Annotated in this window: 15 protein-coding genes; 6 read left to right on the top strand and 9 right to left on the bottom strand. The window is 65.5% G+C overall.

What is annotated here, in order from left to right:
- Positions 1 to 18 precede the first annotated feature (18 nt).
- Both ACTWPB_RS01265 and ACTWPB_RS01260 read right to left on the bottom strand, forming a co-directional pair.
- A complete protein-coding gene (locus ACTWPB_RS01265; RefSeq protein WP_446223923.1) occupies positions 19 to 1,467 on the bottom strand; it encodes a threonine/serine ThrE exporter family protein in 1,449 nt (482 codons plus the stop codon).
- Between the two features lie 119 nt (positions 1,468 to 1,586).
- Positions 1,587 to 1,718, bottom strand: a complete 132-nt coding sequence (locus tag ACTWPB_RS01260; RefSeq protein ID WP_378946472.1) for a hypothetical protein — start codon at positions 1,716 to 1,718, stop codon at positions 1,587 to 1,589.
- A 129-nt stretch (positions 1,719 to 1,847) separates the two neighbouring features.
- Here ACTWPB_RS01260 and ACTWPB_RS01255 point away from each other — a divergent pair, with 129 nt between their 5' ends.
- On the top strand, positions 1,848 to 2,492 hold the full coding sequence (locus tag ACTWPB_RS01255; protein WP_446223922.1) for a helix-turn-helix domain-containing protein: 645 nt from the start codon (positions 1,848 to 1,850) through the stop codon (positions 2,490 to 2,492).
- Between the two features lie 265 nt (positions 2,493 to 2,757).
- Complete coding sequence (locus ACTWPB_RS01250) at positions 2,758 to 3,240, top strand: helix-turn-helix domain-containing protein (protein WP_446223921.1); 483 nt, start codon at positions 2,758 to 2,760, stop codon at positions 3,238 to 3,240.
- Positions 3,241 to 3,253: 13 nt separating this feature from the next.
- On the opposite strand, the gene ACTWPB_RS01245 is transcribed toward ACTWPB_RS01250, so the two are convergent.
- Both ACTWPB_RS01245 and ACTWPB_RS01240 read right to left on the bottom strand, forming a co-directional pair.
- Positions 3,254 to 4,684 (bottom strand): WS/DGAT domain-containing protein, encoded by a 1,431-nt coding sequence (locus tag ACTWPB_RS01245; RefSeq protein WP_446223920.1) that lies wholly within the window; start codon positions 4,682 to 4,684, stop codon positions 3,254 to 3,256.
- A 96-nt stretch (positions 4,685 to 4,780) separates the two neighbouring features.
- Complete coding sequence (locus ACTWPB_RS01240) at positions 4,781 to 4,990, bottom strand: DUF397 domain-containing protein (RefSeq protein WP_378915183.1); 210 nt, start codon at positions 4,988 to 4,990, stop codon at positions 4,781 to 4,783.
- A 420-nt stretch (positions 4,991 to 5,410) separates the two neighbouring features.
- On the opposite strand from ACTWPB_RS01240, the gene ACTWPB_RS01235 reads away from it, so the two are divergent.
- From ACTWPB_RS01235 to ACTWPB_RS01225, 3 genes are read left to right on the top strand one after another with little or no spacing between them, the layout of a single operon-like run.
- Complete coding sequence (locus ACTWPB_RS01235; protein ID WP_446223919.1) at positions 5,411 to 5,896, top strand: DUF309 domain-containing protein; 486 nt, start codon at positions 5,411 to 5,413, stop codon at positions 5,894 to 5,896.
- 9 nt (positions 5,897 to 5,905) lie between these two features.
- Complete coding sequence (gene gluQRS, locus ACTWPB_RS01230) at positions 5,906 to 6,826, top strand: tRNA glutamyl-Q(34) synthetase GluQRS (RefSeq protein ID WP_446223918.1); 921 nt, start codon at positions 5,906 to 5,908, stop codon at positions 6,824 to 6,826.
- Positions 6,827 to 6,871: 45 nt separating this feature from the next.
- On the top strand, positions 6,872 to 7,573 hold the full coding sequence (locus tag ACTWPB_RS01225) for an RDD family protein (RefSeq protein WP_446223917.1): 702 nt from the start codon (positions 6,872 to 6,874) through the stop codon (positions 7,571 to 7,573).
- Between the two features lie 69 nt (positions 7,574 to 7,642).
- On the opposite strand, the gene ACTWPB_RS01220 is transcribed toward ACTWPB_RS01225, so the two are convergent.
- Positions 7,643 to 8,215 (bottom strand): DUF4190 domain-containing protein, encoded by a 573-nt coding sequence (locus ACTWPB_RS01220; RefSeq protein ID WP_446223916.1) that lies wholly within the window; start codon positions 8,213 to 8,215, stop codon positions 7,643 to 7,645.
- Positions 8,216 to 8,337: 122 nt separating this feature from the next.
- On the opposite strand from ACTWPB_RS01220, the gene ACTWPB_RS01215 reads away from it, so the two are divergent.
- Complete coding sequence (locus tag ACTWPB_RS01215; protein WP_446223915.1) at positions 8,338 to 9,120, top strand: queuosine precursor transporter; 783 nt, start codon at positions 8,338 to 8,340, stop codon at positions 9,118 to 9,120.
- 553 nt (positions 9,121 to 9,673) lie between these two features.
- Here ACTWPB_RS01215 and ACTWPB_RS01210 read toward each other — a convergent pair.
- From ACTWPB_RS01210 to tgt, 4 genes are all read right to left on the bottom strand, one after another.
- On the bottom strand, positions 9,674 to 11,329 hold the full coding sequence (locus ACTWPB_RS01210; RefSeq protein ID WP_446221582.1) for an ISAzo13 family transposase: 1,656 nt from the start codon (positions 11,327 to 11,329) through the stop codon (positions 9,674 to 9,676).
- A gap of 54 nt (positions 11,330 to 11,383) precedes the next feature.
- Positions 11,384 to 12,718 carry an IS4 family transposase gene (locus ACTWPB_RS01205; protein WP_446223914.1) on the bottom strand — a complete coding sequence of 445 codons (1,335 nt, stop codon included), beginning with the start codon at positions 12,716 to 12,718 and terminating at the stop codon, positions 11,384 to 11,386.
- A 183-nt stretch (positions 12,719 to 12,901) separates the two neighbouring features.
- On the bottom strand, positions 12,902 to 14,557 hold the full coding sequence (locus ACTWPB_RS01200) for an ISAzo13 family transposase (RefSeq protein ID WP_446221582.1): 1,656 nt from the start codon (positions 14,555 to 14,557) through the stop codon (positions 12,902 to 12,904).
- A gap of 389 nt (positions 14,558 to 14,946) precedes the next feature.
- Positions 14,947 to 16,200, bottom strand: coding sequence for a tRNA guanosine(34) transglycosylase Tgt (tgt, locus tag ACTWPB_RS01195; RefSeq protein ID WP_446223913.1), 1,254 nt, complete (start codon positions 16,198 to 16,200; stop codon positions 14,947 to 14,949).
- Positions 16,201 to 16,253: the final 53 nt, after the last annotated feature.

Raw genomic sequence — 16,253 nt, 5'->3', positions numbered from 1 at the left:
ACGCACGCTCGTCGGAGTTCATCGGTCGCTGGTGAAGGACGGATCGAAGTCGCGCGGCGCACCGCGGCGGCTCAGCAAGCGGTCGAACCATTCACCCAGGATGACGCCGGCGGCCAGCGCGCAGCCGACACCGAACGCAGCGAGGATCTGCCCGAACCCGAGCAGCGTTTCGTCCTCGAGCAGGGCATACAGCCCGCGATACACCTTCAGACCCGGCAGCAGCGGCGTGATGCCGGCCGCCGCGACGACCAAGGGCGGCGTGAGCGCGCGACGCGCCATCAGACCACCGGCGAGACCGATCAGGATGGCCGCCAGCCCCGACGACACCACCGGCCCGAAGCCGATGTCCTGCGCGCCGAGGAAGGCCATGGTGCCGCCCGCACCGCTGAGCCCGGCCGCGAACAGCGCCCGCCGCTCGGCGTAGCAGGCCAGCGCGAAGGCGATCGCCGCGACCGCGCCTGCCGCCAGTTTGATCGCCAGATACTCGGTATCGCTGCCCGCACTCGCCGCGATCTCCGGCACCGCGATGCCCATCATCGTCGAAATCCGCAGGGCGAGACCGATGCCCGCGACGATGCCGCCGGTCATCATCACCACTTCGAGCATCCGGGCAGCCGCGGTGATCGGCGCGCCGGTGATGGCGTCCTGCACCGAACCAACCAACTGCTGACCCGACAGCAGCACCGTGATGCCCGCCGCGACGATCAGCGCCGCATCCGATCTCCAGTGATCACTGATCGAGGCGAGCGCGATGGCAGGGATAGTGGCGATGACACCACCGATCATGTGCTGGAAGAACATCGGTAACCCGAGCTGATGCAGGAACCGGTTCACCACATCGATCACCGCGGTGGTCGCGAAACTGATCGCGGCCAGGACGAACCCACCACCGAGCAGCACCGCGATCGCCGCCGCCAGCAGCGACCAGCCCGCCGTCGACACCCAGCGCGGGTAGGGGTGTCGCGAGGAGATCAGCTCGTCGAGGGCGGCGTGCGCCTGGTCGACGGGGACGATCTGGCTGCGGATGCGGCGCGTGAGCCGGTCGACCGCGGCCAACCGCGTGAAGTCGAGCGAACGGTATTTCACCACGCGCATATCGCTGGCCGGTGGCAGGCTCGGCCCGCGATCGGCCCAGATGCGGATCGCGTCGAAGGTGACATCGATATCGCAGCTGTTCAGGCCGTAGGTCGAGGCGATGAAGCGGACCTGCGCGGAGGTGTCACCAACACCGGTGCCCGCGGCGAGCACCACCTCGCCCACCCGTACCGCGAGGTCGAGTACCTGCGACACCTCGGCGTCGTCACCGAGGTCGATCGGTTGCAGCGGGGTGGGTGCGGCGACGATGTTGTCGGCGGTGGCACGCTGCGACGGCAACACGAACGGCCTGCGCAACCGCCACCATCGATGCAGACCGGGGCGCTCGAGAATCGTGTCGCCGTCGCCTTCCGCCAAGGGGTCCGCACTCATACCTCGACGGTAATGGCGATCGCAGGACCTTCGCCGTCTCGCAATCAGTTCGTCAACGTGTCGGGTCCGGATTCGGCAGGCGAGGAGCTCGTGGCGAGGGTCGAGGTCGAGCCGTAGGGTCAGATGTCGTCGATCAATCCGGTGCTGTAAGCCATCGCCGCCAGGTGCTGCAGACAGCGCGGACCGCATCCGTTGTGCTGAGTCAGCACGAAACGGGCCTGCTGGAGCGAAGAAATGGAAGAATCGGCCACACAGTCGGCATGTGCGGCGCGCCAGTGCTCTTCGCGACGGAGGGTGGCTGTCCGCGATGTCGGCGGGTCTGGTGCGGATGTGTCCAGCAGGGTGTGACGGGAGGGGCAGGCAATGGAGGCGATGACTGTATGAACACCGGGACGGGGAAGGTGATCCAGGAGCGGCGCAGGCTGCTCGGGCTCTCGCAGCCCGCGCTGGCCACCGCGATCGGGGTGAGCTCGCGCCAGATCACCAGGTACGAGTCCGAGGAGCAGTCGCCGACGCTGCCGGTGGCGGTCCGATTGGCCGACGCCTTGCAGGTCTCGCTGGCGGAGCTGGCCGGCATCGTGGACAACCGCGTCGATCTGGCGGGTCGCTGGTGGGCAGCCTGGCAGAAACCGGCGAATCACCCGGACGAGGTCGAGGTAGCGGCGGTGACCATCCGGCACGAGGGCGACCATCTGATGCTCGACTCGGCCCCTGAATCGCCTGCGCCCGAGTCGGATCCGGGCACTCAGGTGCGTGGCGAGATGCGCGTATGGGAGGGCGAGGCGCTCACCGGCTGGGTGCGCGGTATGGATATCGCGTTCCCGGTGGGCACCATCTACTACTCGCTCCATCCCCAGGGTGCTCACGCCGTCGGCTCGTGGACGACGAAAGCGGGCCCCGACGGTCTGGTGCGCGGCTGGAGCGTCCTCGCGCGGGAGAAGTCCGATGCCGAAAAGCTGCTGGCGGAAATGTTGCGCACCGACGGCAGTGTCGAGTCGTGGCCCGGCCCCTCGCGCTCGGCCTGAAGCCGTCGCCGGATCTCGGCGACGCTCGGGCGCCCGTGGTCTTCGGGCGGCAGAAGTAGTAGGTAGCGGCTCAGCGCCCCGAACACGAACAGCCCCAGAGCAATCCACAGAAAGATCTCCATCGGTTCCCCTCCGAACGGGTCAGTGCTTGCACGAGTGGCGCGTATTGTGGTCACCAAGCCGCCACGAAAAGTATGGTCGCCGTCAAGACCTTTTGGACAGCAAAAAGCGTCTACAAACGTCTACAGTTCTCTACGATGAGTCCATGTCCAGTCGGGGCGAGCAGGGGAACGGCATCGTCGGAGCTCGGTTGCGGCGACTGCGGGAAGAGGCGGGATTGTCGCTGGCCGCGTTGGCCACGCGCGTTCCGTACAGCAGGGCGGCGCTCGGCCACTACGAAACCGGCACGCGAGCAGCCTCTTTCGAGGTGATCGCCTGGTACGAGCGGGTGCACGCACAATCGACGCCCGCGCTGCCCGTCACTCGTCGACGTGATCCGCGGGCTGCCGATGCGGCGCTAGCGACGGCGATCGCCGCCGCACACCGAACGGGCCCGCTCATCGAGATCGGGCGACCGCACCAGGGCGACAGCGGAACCGGGTACTTCTGCCCGTTCCGGATCGACGGTGTGATCGAGGGCGAAGCCGCCGGCACAGATCCGGCGACGGCTTTGCACTCGGCACTACTGGCGGTGGGTGCCGAGCTGAACCGGGCGCGAAACTGCGCCGACCCCGGACGAATTCGGTGAAACCGGGCGCGGATCAGCGGTGCGCGGCAACGACCGCGTCGAGCGACTCGGCGAGCAGTTGCAGGTAGCGGTCGGGATCGGGCACCACCCGCGAATCGGAATGCACTGACAGTGTGACGGTTTCGCCGATGCCGTGGACGCCGTGGGTCAGGTGCATGACGCTGCCGAGAGCGGGGAAACCGCCGGTGAACAGGACCGGGGCCCCTGCGAAGGCGAGGTCACCCGGGCCGCGGTACACGCTGGAGACAACGGTGTTGCCGTCCAGCGTCGCGGGCACGTTGTCCAGGTCGGCACGGTCGACATCGCGTACCGCCAGGACAGCGGGGACCACCTCACCGACTCGATCCTGCGCGGAAAACAGTGGATGCAGCGCTCGTTCGCGCCGGACGGCGAGTTCATCGGCGATGAGATTCGCGCGAATGCGCAGGTCGGGTTCGTTGATATGCAGGTCGATGGACAGTCCGCGGTAGTTGTTGCGCGCCGCGCTCGGCGCCGGAAGTGCCATCGGCACGGCCGTCCCCAGCCGTTCCGGTCGCTCACCGCGCTGGGCGAGGTAGTCGGTCAGCGCACGCGAAATCGCCGTCAGTGCAACAACAGTGACGGTTTTGCCCGGTATGCGGAGGTCGTCCACATCGACGACCAGCATTCGCACCGTGTGGTCGACGACCGCGGCGGCCGGGTTCAGTGCGCACGGCGCGAATCCGGTTGCGGCCGCGGGCACCTCACCCGCGGCCGTCCGGTCCGCCAATTCCCGCTGTGCCAGGTACGCGGCCCGCCCGCGCCAGACCGTGGTGGCCAGCTGAGCCGGAAAGCGCAGCACTCCAAGCACTCTCGGATCTACCCGTCGGGAAATCCATCCACAGGGTTGTCCACAGGAATCCACCGGGTGTGTGGGAGTTCTGGCAGGTCCGACCGGGTGATATGCCGAGTTGTCCACAGGCGCACCGGGTGTGCTGTGGACAACAGCGTCATCCACAGCCATCCCGAAGAGCGCTCGTGCGATAGCGGCGGCACGGGTGCCGTCGGCGAGCGCGTGCGAAAGCTGCAGCACCACCACCACAACGGGCTCCGCCGACCTCGGCGCAGCGCGGACCGCCCGGAAAACGTGGATGCGCCAGGGATATTCGGTCGCGACGACACCGGTTCCCAGGAGTTCGCCCAGATCCGCGAGCAGCGCGTGCCATGACAGGCCGTCCGGCCGGTGGTGCACGAATTGCTGGGACGTGAATTCGGCCGGAACCCAGCGCGGATAGCCGAGATCGCCCGGTATCTCCTGTAACCGGATCCGCAGATCCGGAATCCGCGCGGCACGCGCGGCGACGAAAGCGCGGAGTTCGTCGGTGGCGGTATCGGTTTCGGCGAAGGAGTAGAGCAGGAACACATCGTTGGTGGTGCGGCGCGACAGCCAGAACATCGTCGCGTCACGCGCGGCCATCGTGGTCATCCGGCCACGATAGGCCAACCCGCCGAGGTCATTGAGAAGGCCCCGAGTCCGCTCGACTCGGGGCCGGTATTGCCCATTCGAGATGCATGTGGCGGCTCAGCCGCGCGCGAACTCTCCCGCGGTGACATCGGCGAGAAAGGCTCGCCACTGCCTCGGACCGAAGGCCAGCACGGGTCCGCGGCCGCGATCCTTGGTGTCGCGAACGGCGATATCGCCGCCGGCGAGAAAGGCTACTTCGACGCAGTTCCCATCGGGTCCGCTGTAGGTGCTCTTCCGCCACACAGCGTCGGTCACGTCAACTTCCACGGCACTTGCTCCTTTGTTCATCGAGAAGAAGGGATAACTCCTGGAATCGTTGCAACATTCCGAAATCCGGCACGACCGATGAGTTACTTCGTGGCACACAAGGCACTGCCACACGGCGCGCGCAACCGACCGGCACGAACCAGCGCATCGAGGCGTTTCCGCCTCCGGGGGCTGCCCCCGCGGAAGAAACACTAGCAGGTCTTCCGCAATGTTGCGGAAGAGAATTTGCTTTCCCATATCGTTTTGCCAAGCTTGCGAAGCTTCACGTTTGCGGGGGCATTGCCAGGCTGCTTACCCATTCCTGATCCGGTTGACACATCGGAGATTTACTTCCATGTGATTAGTCCGTGATACGTCAATTTCTCGAGCGCCTCAGCAGTCACATGAGCACCATCTGGGGCAGGCGTGGATCATGGGGGAATGATCTCCCGTGACCGTGACACCGCAGGTCGTGCCCGTAACGACCGCCCCCGCGACCGACTCGGCCGACCGCTGCCTCCCGGCAGCGCCGGAGTCGCCCGAATTCCCGACGATCTCGAGCTCGGGCCCCAGCAAACTCTCACCTTCGCTCAGCAACTGCTGGACGACGGATTGGCATTCAATGCCCACGAGGTATTGGAGGCGGCATGGAAGAACAGGCCGGTTGCCGAGCGGATGCTCTGGCAGGGGCTGGCCCAATACACCGTCGGCCTCACCCACATCCAGCGGGGCAACGCCAAAGGCGCGGGTACGCTGCTGCGCCGCGCGAGTGAGCGGCTCGGGTCGTATCCGGCGAATGCCCAGCAGCACGATGTCGACCGTGCCGGGCTCATCGCGCACGCGCAGGAGCTGCTCGTCGCGCTCGATACCGGTGACACCATCGCCGAGGATCGGCTGCGGACGCGGCTGCGCCGGGAGCCCACCTAGGATCGAGGCGTGCCAACGAGTCGAGGCGCGGGCCGCTACGCGCCGAGCCCTTCGGGCGAGCTGCACGTGGGAAACCTGCGTACCGCGGTGCTCGCCTGGCTTTTCGCGCGAACCTCGGGGCGCGAGTTCCTGCTTCGCGTCGACGATCTGGACCGGGTTCGGCCGGGTGCCGCCGAGCGCCAGCTCGACGACCTCGCCGCGATCGGCATAGATTGGGACGGTCCCGTGGTCTACCAATCCGAACGGCTGCCGAACTACGCGGCCGCTGTGGCCGAACTGACCGCGGCCGGGCGCACCTATGAATGTTTCTGCACCAGACGCGAAATCCAGCAGGCCGCCACCGCGCCGCACGGGCCGATGGGCGCCTACCCCGGCACCTGCCGTCAGCTGAGCCGAGCCGAGCGCGCGGCCAAGCGGGCCGAGGGACGCACCGGCGCAGTGCGATTGCGCGCCGAGGTGACCGAGTACGAGATCACCGATCTGCTGCACGGCCGATATCGGGGCGCCGTCGACGATTTGGTGCTGCGCCGCGGCGACGGTATTCCCGCCTACAACCTCACCGTCGTGGTCGACGATGCCGCCCAAGGCGTTGACCAGGTGGTTCGCGGTGAGGACCTACTGCCGTCCACTCCGCGTCAGGCCTATCTCACGCAGCTGCTCGGACTCACCGCCCCGACCTACGCCCACGTACCGCTCGTGCTCAACGACGAGGGCAAGCGGCTTGCTAAACGTGATGGGGCCGTGAGCCTTTCGGATCAACGTGCCCTGGGTCACACCCCCGAGGACGTCGTGGCGGCGATCGCGGAGTCACTCGGATATTCCGCACGAACCACCGCCGAGCTACGCGAAGTTTTCGACCCCGCACGCATCCCTGAGAAACCGTGGATACTCGAGCCTATCGGGTTGTTCCGACCAGAGGGATGTCCGTAACGTACGCATTGACCGATCTAGAAGATCAAAACGAGGACTGAGATTATGACCAGCGGTGGTTACGACCCCAACCAGTACCCGCAGGGCGGTCAGCCCGGCGGCTACGGCCAGGACCCCTACGGCCAGCAGCAGCCGCAGCCCGGCTACGGCCAGCAGCAGCCGTACGGCCAGCCCGGACACGGCGGCGCACCCCAGCCCGGTTACGGCCAGCCGGACCCCTACGGCCAGCAGCAGCCGGCCTACGGGCAGGACCCGTACGGTCAGCAGCAGGCTTACCCGCAGCAGGGCCAGTACGGTCAGCAGCAGGGCTTCGGCGGGGTGCAGGCCGCAGATCTGGGCACTCGCTTCGGCGCGCGAGTCATCGACCAGCTGATCGTCAGCATCCCGCTCACGATCGTGCTCGTGCTCATCCTCGGCAGCGGCGGCGGCTTCCAGCTCATCGCCGGTGTGATCACCGCGCTGGCAGTTTACGGCTACTACGTGGCCATGGAGGTCACTCAGGGCGGCCAGACGCTGGGTAAGAAGATCCTCGGCCTGCGTGTGGTCGCGCCCGGCGGTGCACCGAGTCTGACCCCGGAGCAGTCGCTCAAGCGCAACGCGTTCGTGGCTCTCTACGCGATCCCTTGCGTCGGCCAGCTGGCCTTCGTCGGCCTGTCGATCTACATTGCCGTCACCATCAGCAACGACCCGAACAAGCAGGGCTGGCACGACAAGTTCGCCGGCGGCACGCAGGTCATCAAGGGCTGATTTCCCGCACCTGACGAAAACAACAGAGGCGCTTCCGTATTCCGGAAGCGCCTCTGTTTCGTTGTGAGATCAGTAGGTCGTGGACGAGTCGAGCCCACCGGCTATGCCGAGTACCACGAAGAAAAGAATGTAGAGGGTCCAGCCCACGATCGCGGCGACACCGATCCAGATGCCCGCCTGCGCCATGCCCTTACCTTCGCCGCCGCGCTCCTTGATCTGGTTGAGCGCCATCACGCCGAGGATGATGCCGACGATCGCGCCGATGCCACAGCTGCACAGGCCGATCAGCGAGGAGACCAGCGCGCCGATCGCCAGCCCGTTGGTGCCCTGCGGCTGCGGGTACTGCCCGTACGGCTGGTAGGCACCCGCGGCCGGATAACCGCCGTACGCAGGCGGCTGCCCGTAAGCGGGCGGCTGCTGCGGATACTGCGGCTGACTTGGCTGCGGGTACTGCGGGTACTGCGGCTGCGAGGGTGGCGGCGCCGGCTGCTGCGGATACTGCGGCGACGACGGGTAATTGGGAGGCTGCGACGGCTGGGCGGTCGGATGCTGCGGCACCGAACCCGGCACGCCGGACTCCGGCGACACGCCGGAGCCGCCGTACTGCTTCCACCACTCGTCGGAATCGCCGGGATTCGTCATGACGACAGCGTATTCCATCTGCGTCCATTGAGCGCTGGCGCGCTCGAGGCCGGGGCCCTTCGGGCCCGCCCTTGGTAGTGACACATCGGGTTAGCCGACCAGGGCGGGTTTGCCTTGGGAGAATGGGGGCCGTGACTGATACAAACTCGCTCGACAAATCAGCTGAATCTGGGCACCCCGCGCCCGACCATGCGGCATTCGCCCAGGTTGCGCGGGGGTTCTATCCGGTAATCGTCGCCATGTTCACCGCGACGCTGATCATCTCCAATATCTGCGCCACCAAGGGTGTGGAGTTCTTCACCGACAGTTCGGTGATGCTCGGCCCGATCCAGGTCCTGCCGATCGCGACCGACGGCGCCTTCTTCCTGTTCCCGCTGGCCTACATCCTCGGCGACGTGCTCAGCGAGGTCTACGGCTTCCGCGCCACCCGCCACGCCATCTACACCGGCTTCGCCGCGCTGCTACTGACCGTCGGCTGCTTCGCCGTGGCCATCCAGCTCCCCGCCGCCGGGTTCTACGAAAACCAGGAAGCCTTCCGCACGGTCCTCGGCACCACCCCCCAGCTGGTGCTCGCAGGCCTCGCCGGCTACTTCGTCGGCCAGCTGCTGAACTCGGCCACCCTGGTGCTGATCAAGGAACGCACCAAGGAAAAGCACCTGTGGGCCCGCCTGATCGGCTCCACCGTCGTCGGCGAGTTCGCCGACACCCTGATCTTCTGCTCGATCGCCGCCACCGCCATCGGCATCAACACCTGGCAGTCGTTCATCAACTTCGTCATCGTCGGCTTCCTCTGGAAGACCCTGTGCGAGATCCTGGTGCTGCCGATCACCTACCGCGTCATCGCGATCCTCAAGAAGACCGAACCGACCTACGCCCCCGCAAAGGTCGACGCACTCCACGACTAGCCACACCCCACCCCACACCGCCCCCAGCCACACCATTCACCCCAAAACCACACCGCCCCCAGCCACACCATTCACCCCAAAACCACACCGCCCCCAGCCACACCATTCACCCCAAAACCACACCGCCCCCAGCCACACCATTCACCCCAAAACCACACCGCCCCCAGCCACACCATTCACCCCAAAACCACACCGCCCCCAGCCACACCATTCACCCCAAAACCACACCGCCCCCAGCCACACCATTCACCCCAAAACCACACCGCCCCCAGCCACACCGTCCACCCCAAAACCACACCGCCCCCAGCCACACCGTCCACCCCAAAACCACACCGCCCCCAGCCACACCGTCCACCCCAAAACCACACCGCCCCCAGCCACACAGTCCACCCCAAAACCACACCGCCCCCAGCCACACCATTCACCCCAAAACCGCACCGTCCCCCAGCCACACCGTTCACCCCAAGACCGCCATGACCGCACTACCAACCCCCACCCGCGACCCCTAGGGACAATGCCGCGCAGTTAGGGCCTGTAATTAATTAACCCGAAATTACTCGGATTCGGTTGTGGTGTCGTGGTATTGGATGACCGATTGGGCGTCGGCGAGGGTGATTCCTGTCGGCCCGGTGGTGTGTGCGGCCAGGTCGAGCAGAGGTCGGGTCTGCTGGATCGTTGTGTGGATGGATTGCTGGGTGACGTCGAACAGCACGGCCAGGGCTCGTTGGCGTGTGGCGAACCGCAGGTGAAGTAGGGTGATGGCGACACGATCCTCGAGAGTGAGGACGGATTTGCGGCCGGTTCCGGGCGCGGCCTGGCGGGTGCCTCCGCGTCGCTGATGCAAGTGGAGTTCGCGTTGGGCGTGACGGGTCACGGTCAGTTTGTTGATGAGCGCGTCCCACTGCGGGGGAGTCAGTCCGGTCAGTGCTGGGGTGCGCAGCCAGGCGGTGTCGGGTCGAGTCGGTTGGGGTGCGCTGTCGCCATCAGCCATGATGAGGCGGACGGGTTCGGGGCCGATGGTGTAGTTCCAGTCGCCGTGCCAGTCGTGGCGGGTGATCGACACGGCGGCGAACTGGTCGTCGGTGATCTTCACACCCTTCGGGTACTCGCCCTGGTCGAGTTCGGCGTGAACCCGTAACCCGGTGCGGGTGGTGGTGGCCGCGATCGAGTTGACGACGACCTCGTGGCTCGTTAGTGGTTGTCCCCGCCAGTTCATCGAGATGTGTGAGAACAACCGGTGTTCGATTGTGTTCCATTTGGAGGTGCCGGGCGGGAAATGGCAGACCGTGACCTTCAGGCCGGTCTCGGCCGCGAACCGGGCGAGTTCGGTTTTCCAGGCCCTGGTGCGATAACCGTTGGAGCCCCCGGCGTCGGCCGTGACCAGCAGTTCGGTAGCGCCGGGATAGGCGGCGGCACCGACACCGCGCCACCAGCGGCGCACCGACTCCACGGCGAACGCAGCGGTGTCGTGGTCGGTGCCGACATTGACCCATCCCGTGTTGTTGGTCATGTCATAGACCCCATAGGGCGAGACCTTGCCCGAGTCACCGGGAAAGTCGTGGTCGTTGACCTCGACCGGATGGCCCTTGCGGCGCATCGTCTCACCGGCGTTCTTGTACTGCCCGATCAATTCCTTCTTCTTGGTGTCCACGCTGATGACCGGCTGTCCCGCCGCTTGGCGGGCCTTGACCTGCTCGTTGATGTAACGGAACTGCGCGTCACGATCCGGGCTCTGCTTGCCCTCCAACGTCTTCGCGTTGGCCTGCAAACTGAAACCCAACGCCCGCAACAGATTCCCCACCAAATCTGCCGCCGCCGGATGCCCGCGGGCCGTCAACTCGTCGGCAAGGTTGCGGGTCGACCGGATCGTCCACCGCAACGGCGACATCGGATCCCCCCGCATATCGGGCTCCACCAACTCCAACAACGCCGCGACCAACCCCTCGTCAACCACCGTCGCGGGCTTGCGGCCGCCCCCGACCCGACGAGCCCGCTCCAACGGAGCCTCCCCGGACTCCAACTCCTTCGCCCCCAGCGATACCGTCGCCTCTCGTACCCCGGCCGCACTGGCGACCAACCGGCCCCCACCCCGCCCGAGCATCCGGGCATCCGCACCCAGAAGCAACCGGCGCTGCCGCTCATTCAGGTGCGGAAACAACACCTCATACTTGAACGCGAGGTCATCGACGGTCACCACGAAATCACCCATACCACAACATCTTTCAAAATCTCGGGATGTTACGGGTTGATTAATTACAGGCCCTTAAGGCGCCATGGTCGATGTCAACCCGGGTAACTCACACAAGCTGATCGAGATCGAGACAGATGAGTAGTTGGTGCGATCGAGGGCGCCTTTAGCCCGGTGTTTGGACAATGCCCGTTTCACCACGCGCGGGCATTGGCGTGATCGTCGCGGCGGCAATAGCTCGGCCAAGACCGCCGCGCCGATCTTGCCGACGAGGTCGATGCTCGTTCCAGCCACGACACCGGCCGCGTGAACGAGCTGGTCACGAGCGGTATTGACAGCGATACCGAAACTACCCCGCAACGGTGTGACACCGGGATCGGTGAGAGTGGCATCAGCGATAGCGATCCGTAACGCTTGATAGGCGATCAACAACGCATAGACCTCCTGCTCGACTCCGGCGGGAGTCCGAGCGCGTAGCACCCGACCACCGAGCATGCTCGATTTGAGTTCGGCGTAGGCAGTCTCGATCTCCCACCGCTGGTGGTAAAGCCGCACCAACTCCATCGCTGGATAGCGGCGGTAGTCGGTCAGAGTGGTCAGCAACCGGTACCGCACCGTGCGGGCGGCTCCGCCGGTATCCACGACGATCTCGGCGTCGATGACCCGCACCACGACTGGTCCTTTCACGCTGAGCCATGAACCATCGCTTAACCGCTCGATCATGGGCATCGTGTGTCCTGCTTTTCCACGGATCAGCAGGTCAGCTTTCGTTTCCGCGATCGCCCCGATCAACGCCGCGACCGCGAAGTTCCGGTCGGCCAGCACCACCATGCCCTCGCGTAACGAGGCGAAAAGTCTTGGGGCGTAGGCGATCTCGGAGACACCGAAACTACCGAACACGGCATCGATCACGGTGCGGGTGCCACACGCCACCACGGTCACCAATCGAATCATCAGATATCCCGAATCGAGATCGCCGCTGTGTAGTCGGTAGAAGGCGCCACGGTTGGGGTCGCTGTTGGGGACCGACATGGAGGTGCCGTCGATGGCGCAGACCAGCAATCCCCGCCAGCGTGTCGCGCCCGTGACTGGACCGGCGAGTAGACCGAACAACTCTCGTAGCGGAGTGGGCCCGACTCGGCGTCGGGCCTGAGCCAGCGCCGAGGACCCTGGGTTGGCGACAGTCAGCCCGTCCAGACCCGAGACCATCCGCGCCCATACCTGCGTGTATCCGAGCTCGGCGAACAGTGCTGCGGCGATCAGCAGATAGACCACGACTCGGGAGGGCAGCTCGCGGACTCGGGTGGGGCCGGTCGTGGTCGATTCCAACACGGCATCGACCATCTCGAAGGGCACGATCTGGGTCAGCTCGCCCACATGTCCGGGCGCGAATGCCCCGGACGCGACCATGGACACAGGATTGATGGCAGACTGAGTAGGCAGCGGAACTCCTGGTGAGTGGTTTGTCTTGGAGGACAAAACCTCTCTACCAGTGGTTCCGCTGTTCTAGTTGGTGAATGGTCAAGGCTGACAGGGCAACTCGCTTGACAGGTCTATCCATCCGCTAAGGGCCTGTAATTAATTAACCCGAAATTACTCGGATTCGGTTGTGGTGTCGTGGTATTGGATGACCGATTGGGCGTCGGCGAGGGTGATTCCTGTCGGCCCGGTGGTGTGTGCGGCCAGGTCGAGCAGAGGTCGGGTCTGCTGGATCGTTGTGTGGATGGATTGCTGGGTGACGTCGAACAGCACGGCCAGGGCTCGTTGGCGTGTGGCGAACCGCAGGTGAAGTAGGGTGATGGCGACACGATCCTCGAGAGTGAGGACGGATTTGCGGCCGGTTCCGGGCGCGGCCTGGCGGGTGCCTCCGCGTCGCTGATGCAAGTGGAGTTCGCGTTGGGCGTGACGGGTCACGGTCAGTTTGTTGATGAGCGCGTCCCACTGCGGGGGAGTCAGTCCGGTCAGTGCTGGGGTGCGCAGCCAGGCGGTGTCGGGTCGAGTCGGTTGGGGTGCGCTGTCGCCATCAGCCATGATGAGGCGGACGGGTTCGGGGCCGATGGTGTAGTTCCAGTCGCCGTGCCAGTCGTGGCGGGTGATCGACACGGCGGCGAACTGGTCGTCGGTGATCTTCACACCCTTCGGGTACTCGCCCTGGTCGAGTTCGGCGTGAACCCGTAACCCGGTGCGGGTGGTGGTGGCCGCGATCGAGTTGACGACGACCTCGTGGCTCGTTAGTGGTTGTCCCCGCCAGTTCATCGAGATGTGTGAGAACAACCGGTGTTCGATTGTGTTCCATTTGGAGGTGCCGGGCGGGAAATGGCAGACCGTGACCTTCAGGCCGGTCTCGGCCGCGAACCGGGCGAGTTCGGTTTTCCAGGCCCTGGTGCGATAACCGTTGGAGCCCCCGGCGTCGGCCGTGACCAGCAGTTCGGTAGCGCCGGGATAGGCGGCGGCACCGACACCGCGCCACCAGCGGCGCACCGACTCCACGGCGAACGCAGCGGTGTCGTGGTCGGTGCCGACATTGACCCATCCCGTGTTGTTGGTCATGTCATAGACCCCATAGGGCGAGACCTTGCCCGAGTCACCGGGAAAGTCGTGGTCGTTGACCTCGACCGGATGGCCCTTGCGGCGCATCGTCTCACCGGCGTTCTTGTACTGCCCGATCAATTCCTTCTTCTTGGTGTCCACGCTGATGACCGGCTGTCCCGCCGCTTGGCGGGCCTTGACCTGCTCGTTGATGTAACGGAACTGCGCGTCACGATCCGGGCTCTGCTTGCCCTCCAACGTCTTCGCGTTGGCCTGCAAACTGAAACCCAACGCCCGCAACAGATTCCCCACCAAATCTGCCGCCGCCGGATGCCCGCGGGCCGTCAACTCGTCGGCAAGGTTGCGGGTCGACCGGATCGTCCACCGCAACGGCGACATCGGATCCCCCCGCATATCGGGCTCCACCAACTCCAACAACGCCGCGACCAACCCCTCGTCAACCACCGTCGCGGGCTTGCGGCCGCCCCCGACCCGACGAGCCCGCTCCAACGGAGCCTCCCCGGACTCCAACTCCTTCGCCCCCAGCGATACCGTCGCCTCTCGTACCCCGGCCGCACTGGCGACCAACCGGCCCCCACCCCGCCCGAGCATCCGGGCATCCGCACCCAGAAGCAACCGGCGCTGCCGCTCATTCAGGTGCGGAAACAACACCTCATACTTGAACGCGAGGTCATCGACGGTCACCACGAAATCACCCATACCACAACATCTTTCAAAATCTCGGGATGTTACGGGTTGATTAATTACAGGCCCTAACTGCGCGGCATTGCCCCTAGGGAGCGGCGGCCACGAAGTGGCCGGTCCGCGGCCGGGTCGCCGGTTAGCGCTCGAAAGCGCTGAGCCGAAGGCTCTAGTCTCGAGCGCTAACCGGCGGCCCTCAGGGCCGCGGACACGCGCGCGCCAGCGCGCCAATAAACACAGCGTCAAACCTGCCTGGGACTACCAAACCCCCGTAGTCCCTTATCCCCCCGACGCCCCGGTAGTCCCTTCCCCCTGACGCCCCGGTAGTCCCTTCCCCCTGGCGCCCCGTACCCCCGGTAGTCCTTTCCCCCGACCCCTACTCCCCCGCACACCTGCCTCCCCGACCTCTACTCCCCCGGCACCTTGATCCGCCCCCGCCACTGCCCCAGAAACTCCTTCTTGAACTCATCGAAGTACCCACCCTCGATGCTCCCCCTGATCCGGTCGACAAGCCGAATCGTGAAGCGCTCGTTGTGAATTGTGCACAGCGTCGCCGACAGCATCTCCTTGGCCTTGAACAGGTGATGCAGGTAGCCGCGGGTGTAGTGGGCGCAGGTGTAGCAGTCGCAGTTCTCGTCGATCGGGGTGAAGTCCCGGCGGAACCGGGCGGTGTTGATGTTGAAACGCCCCTCGTCGACATAGATCGCGGCGTTGCGCGCCACCCGCGACGGATTGACGCAGTCGAAGGTGTCCGCGCCGTTCTCGATCGCGGTGAACATGTCCTCCGGCTCACTGATCCCCAGCATGTGGCGCGGTTTGTCCTCGGGCAGCTCATCACTGCACCACCCGACGATCGTGCCGAGATTGTGCTTTTCCAGGGCTCCGCCGATGCCGTAGCCATCGAATTCCGAGCCGCGGATTCCCCGGATCGTCTCCAGCTCACGACAAGCCTTGCGCCGCAGGTCTTCGTACTGCGCACCCTGGATCACCGCGAAGAGCGCCTGATAGGGCCGATGACCGCGCACGGCGGTGAGCCGTTCGTGTTCGTCGATGCAGCGCTGCGCCCACTCGTGCGTGCGCTGCAACGACTTCTCCTGATAGCCACGGGTATTCATCAGCGTGGTCAGCTCGTCGAAGGCGAACATGATGTCGGCCCCCAACTCGTGCTGGATCCTCATCGACACCTCGGGCGTGAAGCGATGCTTGGAACCGTCCAGGTGCGAACGGAAGGTGACCCCGTCGTCGTCGACGGTGGCCAGCCGCTCCTTGCCCGCCGCGATCACCTGGTCGGACCGGATATCCACGGCCTCCATGGCGAGGACCTTCTTGAACCCGACTCCCAGTGACATCACCTGGAACCCACCGCTGTCGGTGAAAGTGGGCCCGGACCAGTTCATGAATTTGCCGAGCCCACCCGCCTCGTCGACGACATCGGCGCCGGGCTGCAAGTACAGGTGATAGGCATTGGCCAGCAGCGCCTGTGCCCCGATCTCCTTCATCGTCTCCGGCAGCACGGCCTTCACCGAAGCCTTCGTCCCCACCGGAATGAAAGCGGGCGTGGCGATCTCACCGTGCGGGGTGGAGATCATCCCGGTCCGGCCATGCCTGCCCCCGTCGAGGCGGGTGCCTACTTCGAAGGCGAACTCACTGCTCTCTGCCACGGGCCCATCGTGCCAGGGTGAGAATGATGCGTCTGAACTGGGCGTTATACGGG

The sequence above is a fragment of the Nocardia sp. IBHARD005 genome, assembly GCF_052814245.1.
Note: the sequence above shows the minus strand (reverse complement) of the source record. Positions and strands in the feature narration are given on the sequence as shown.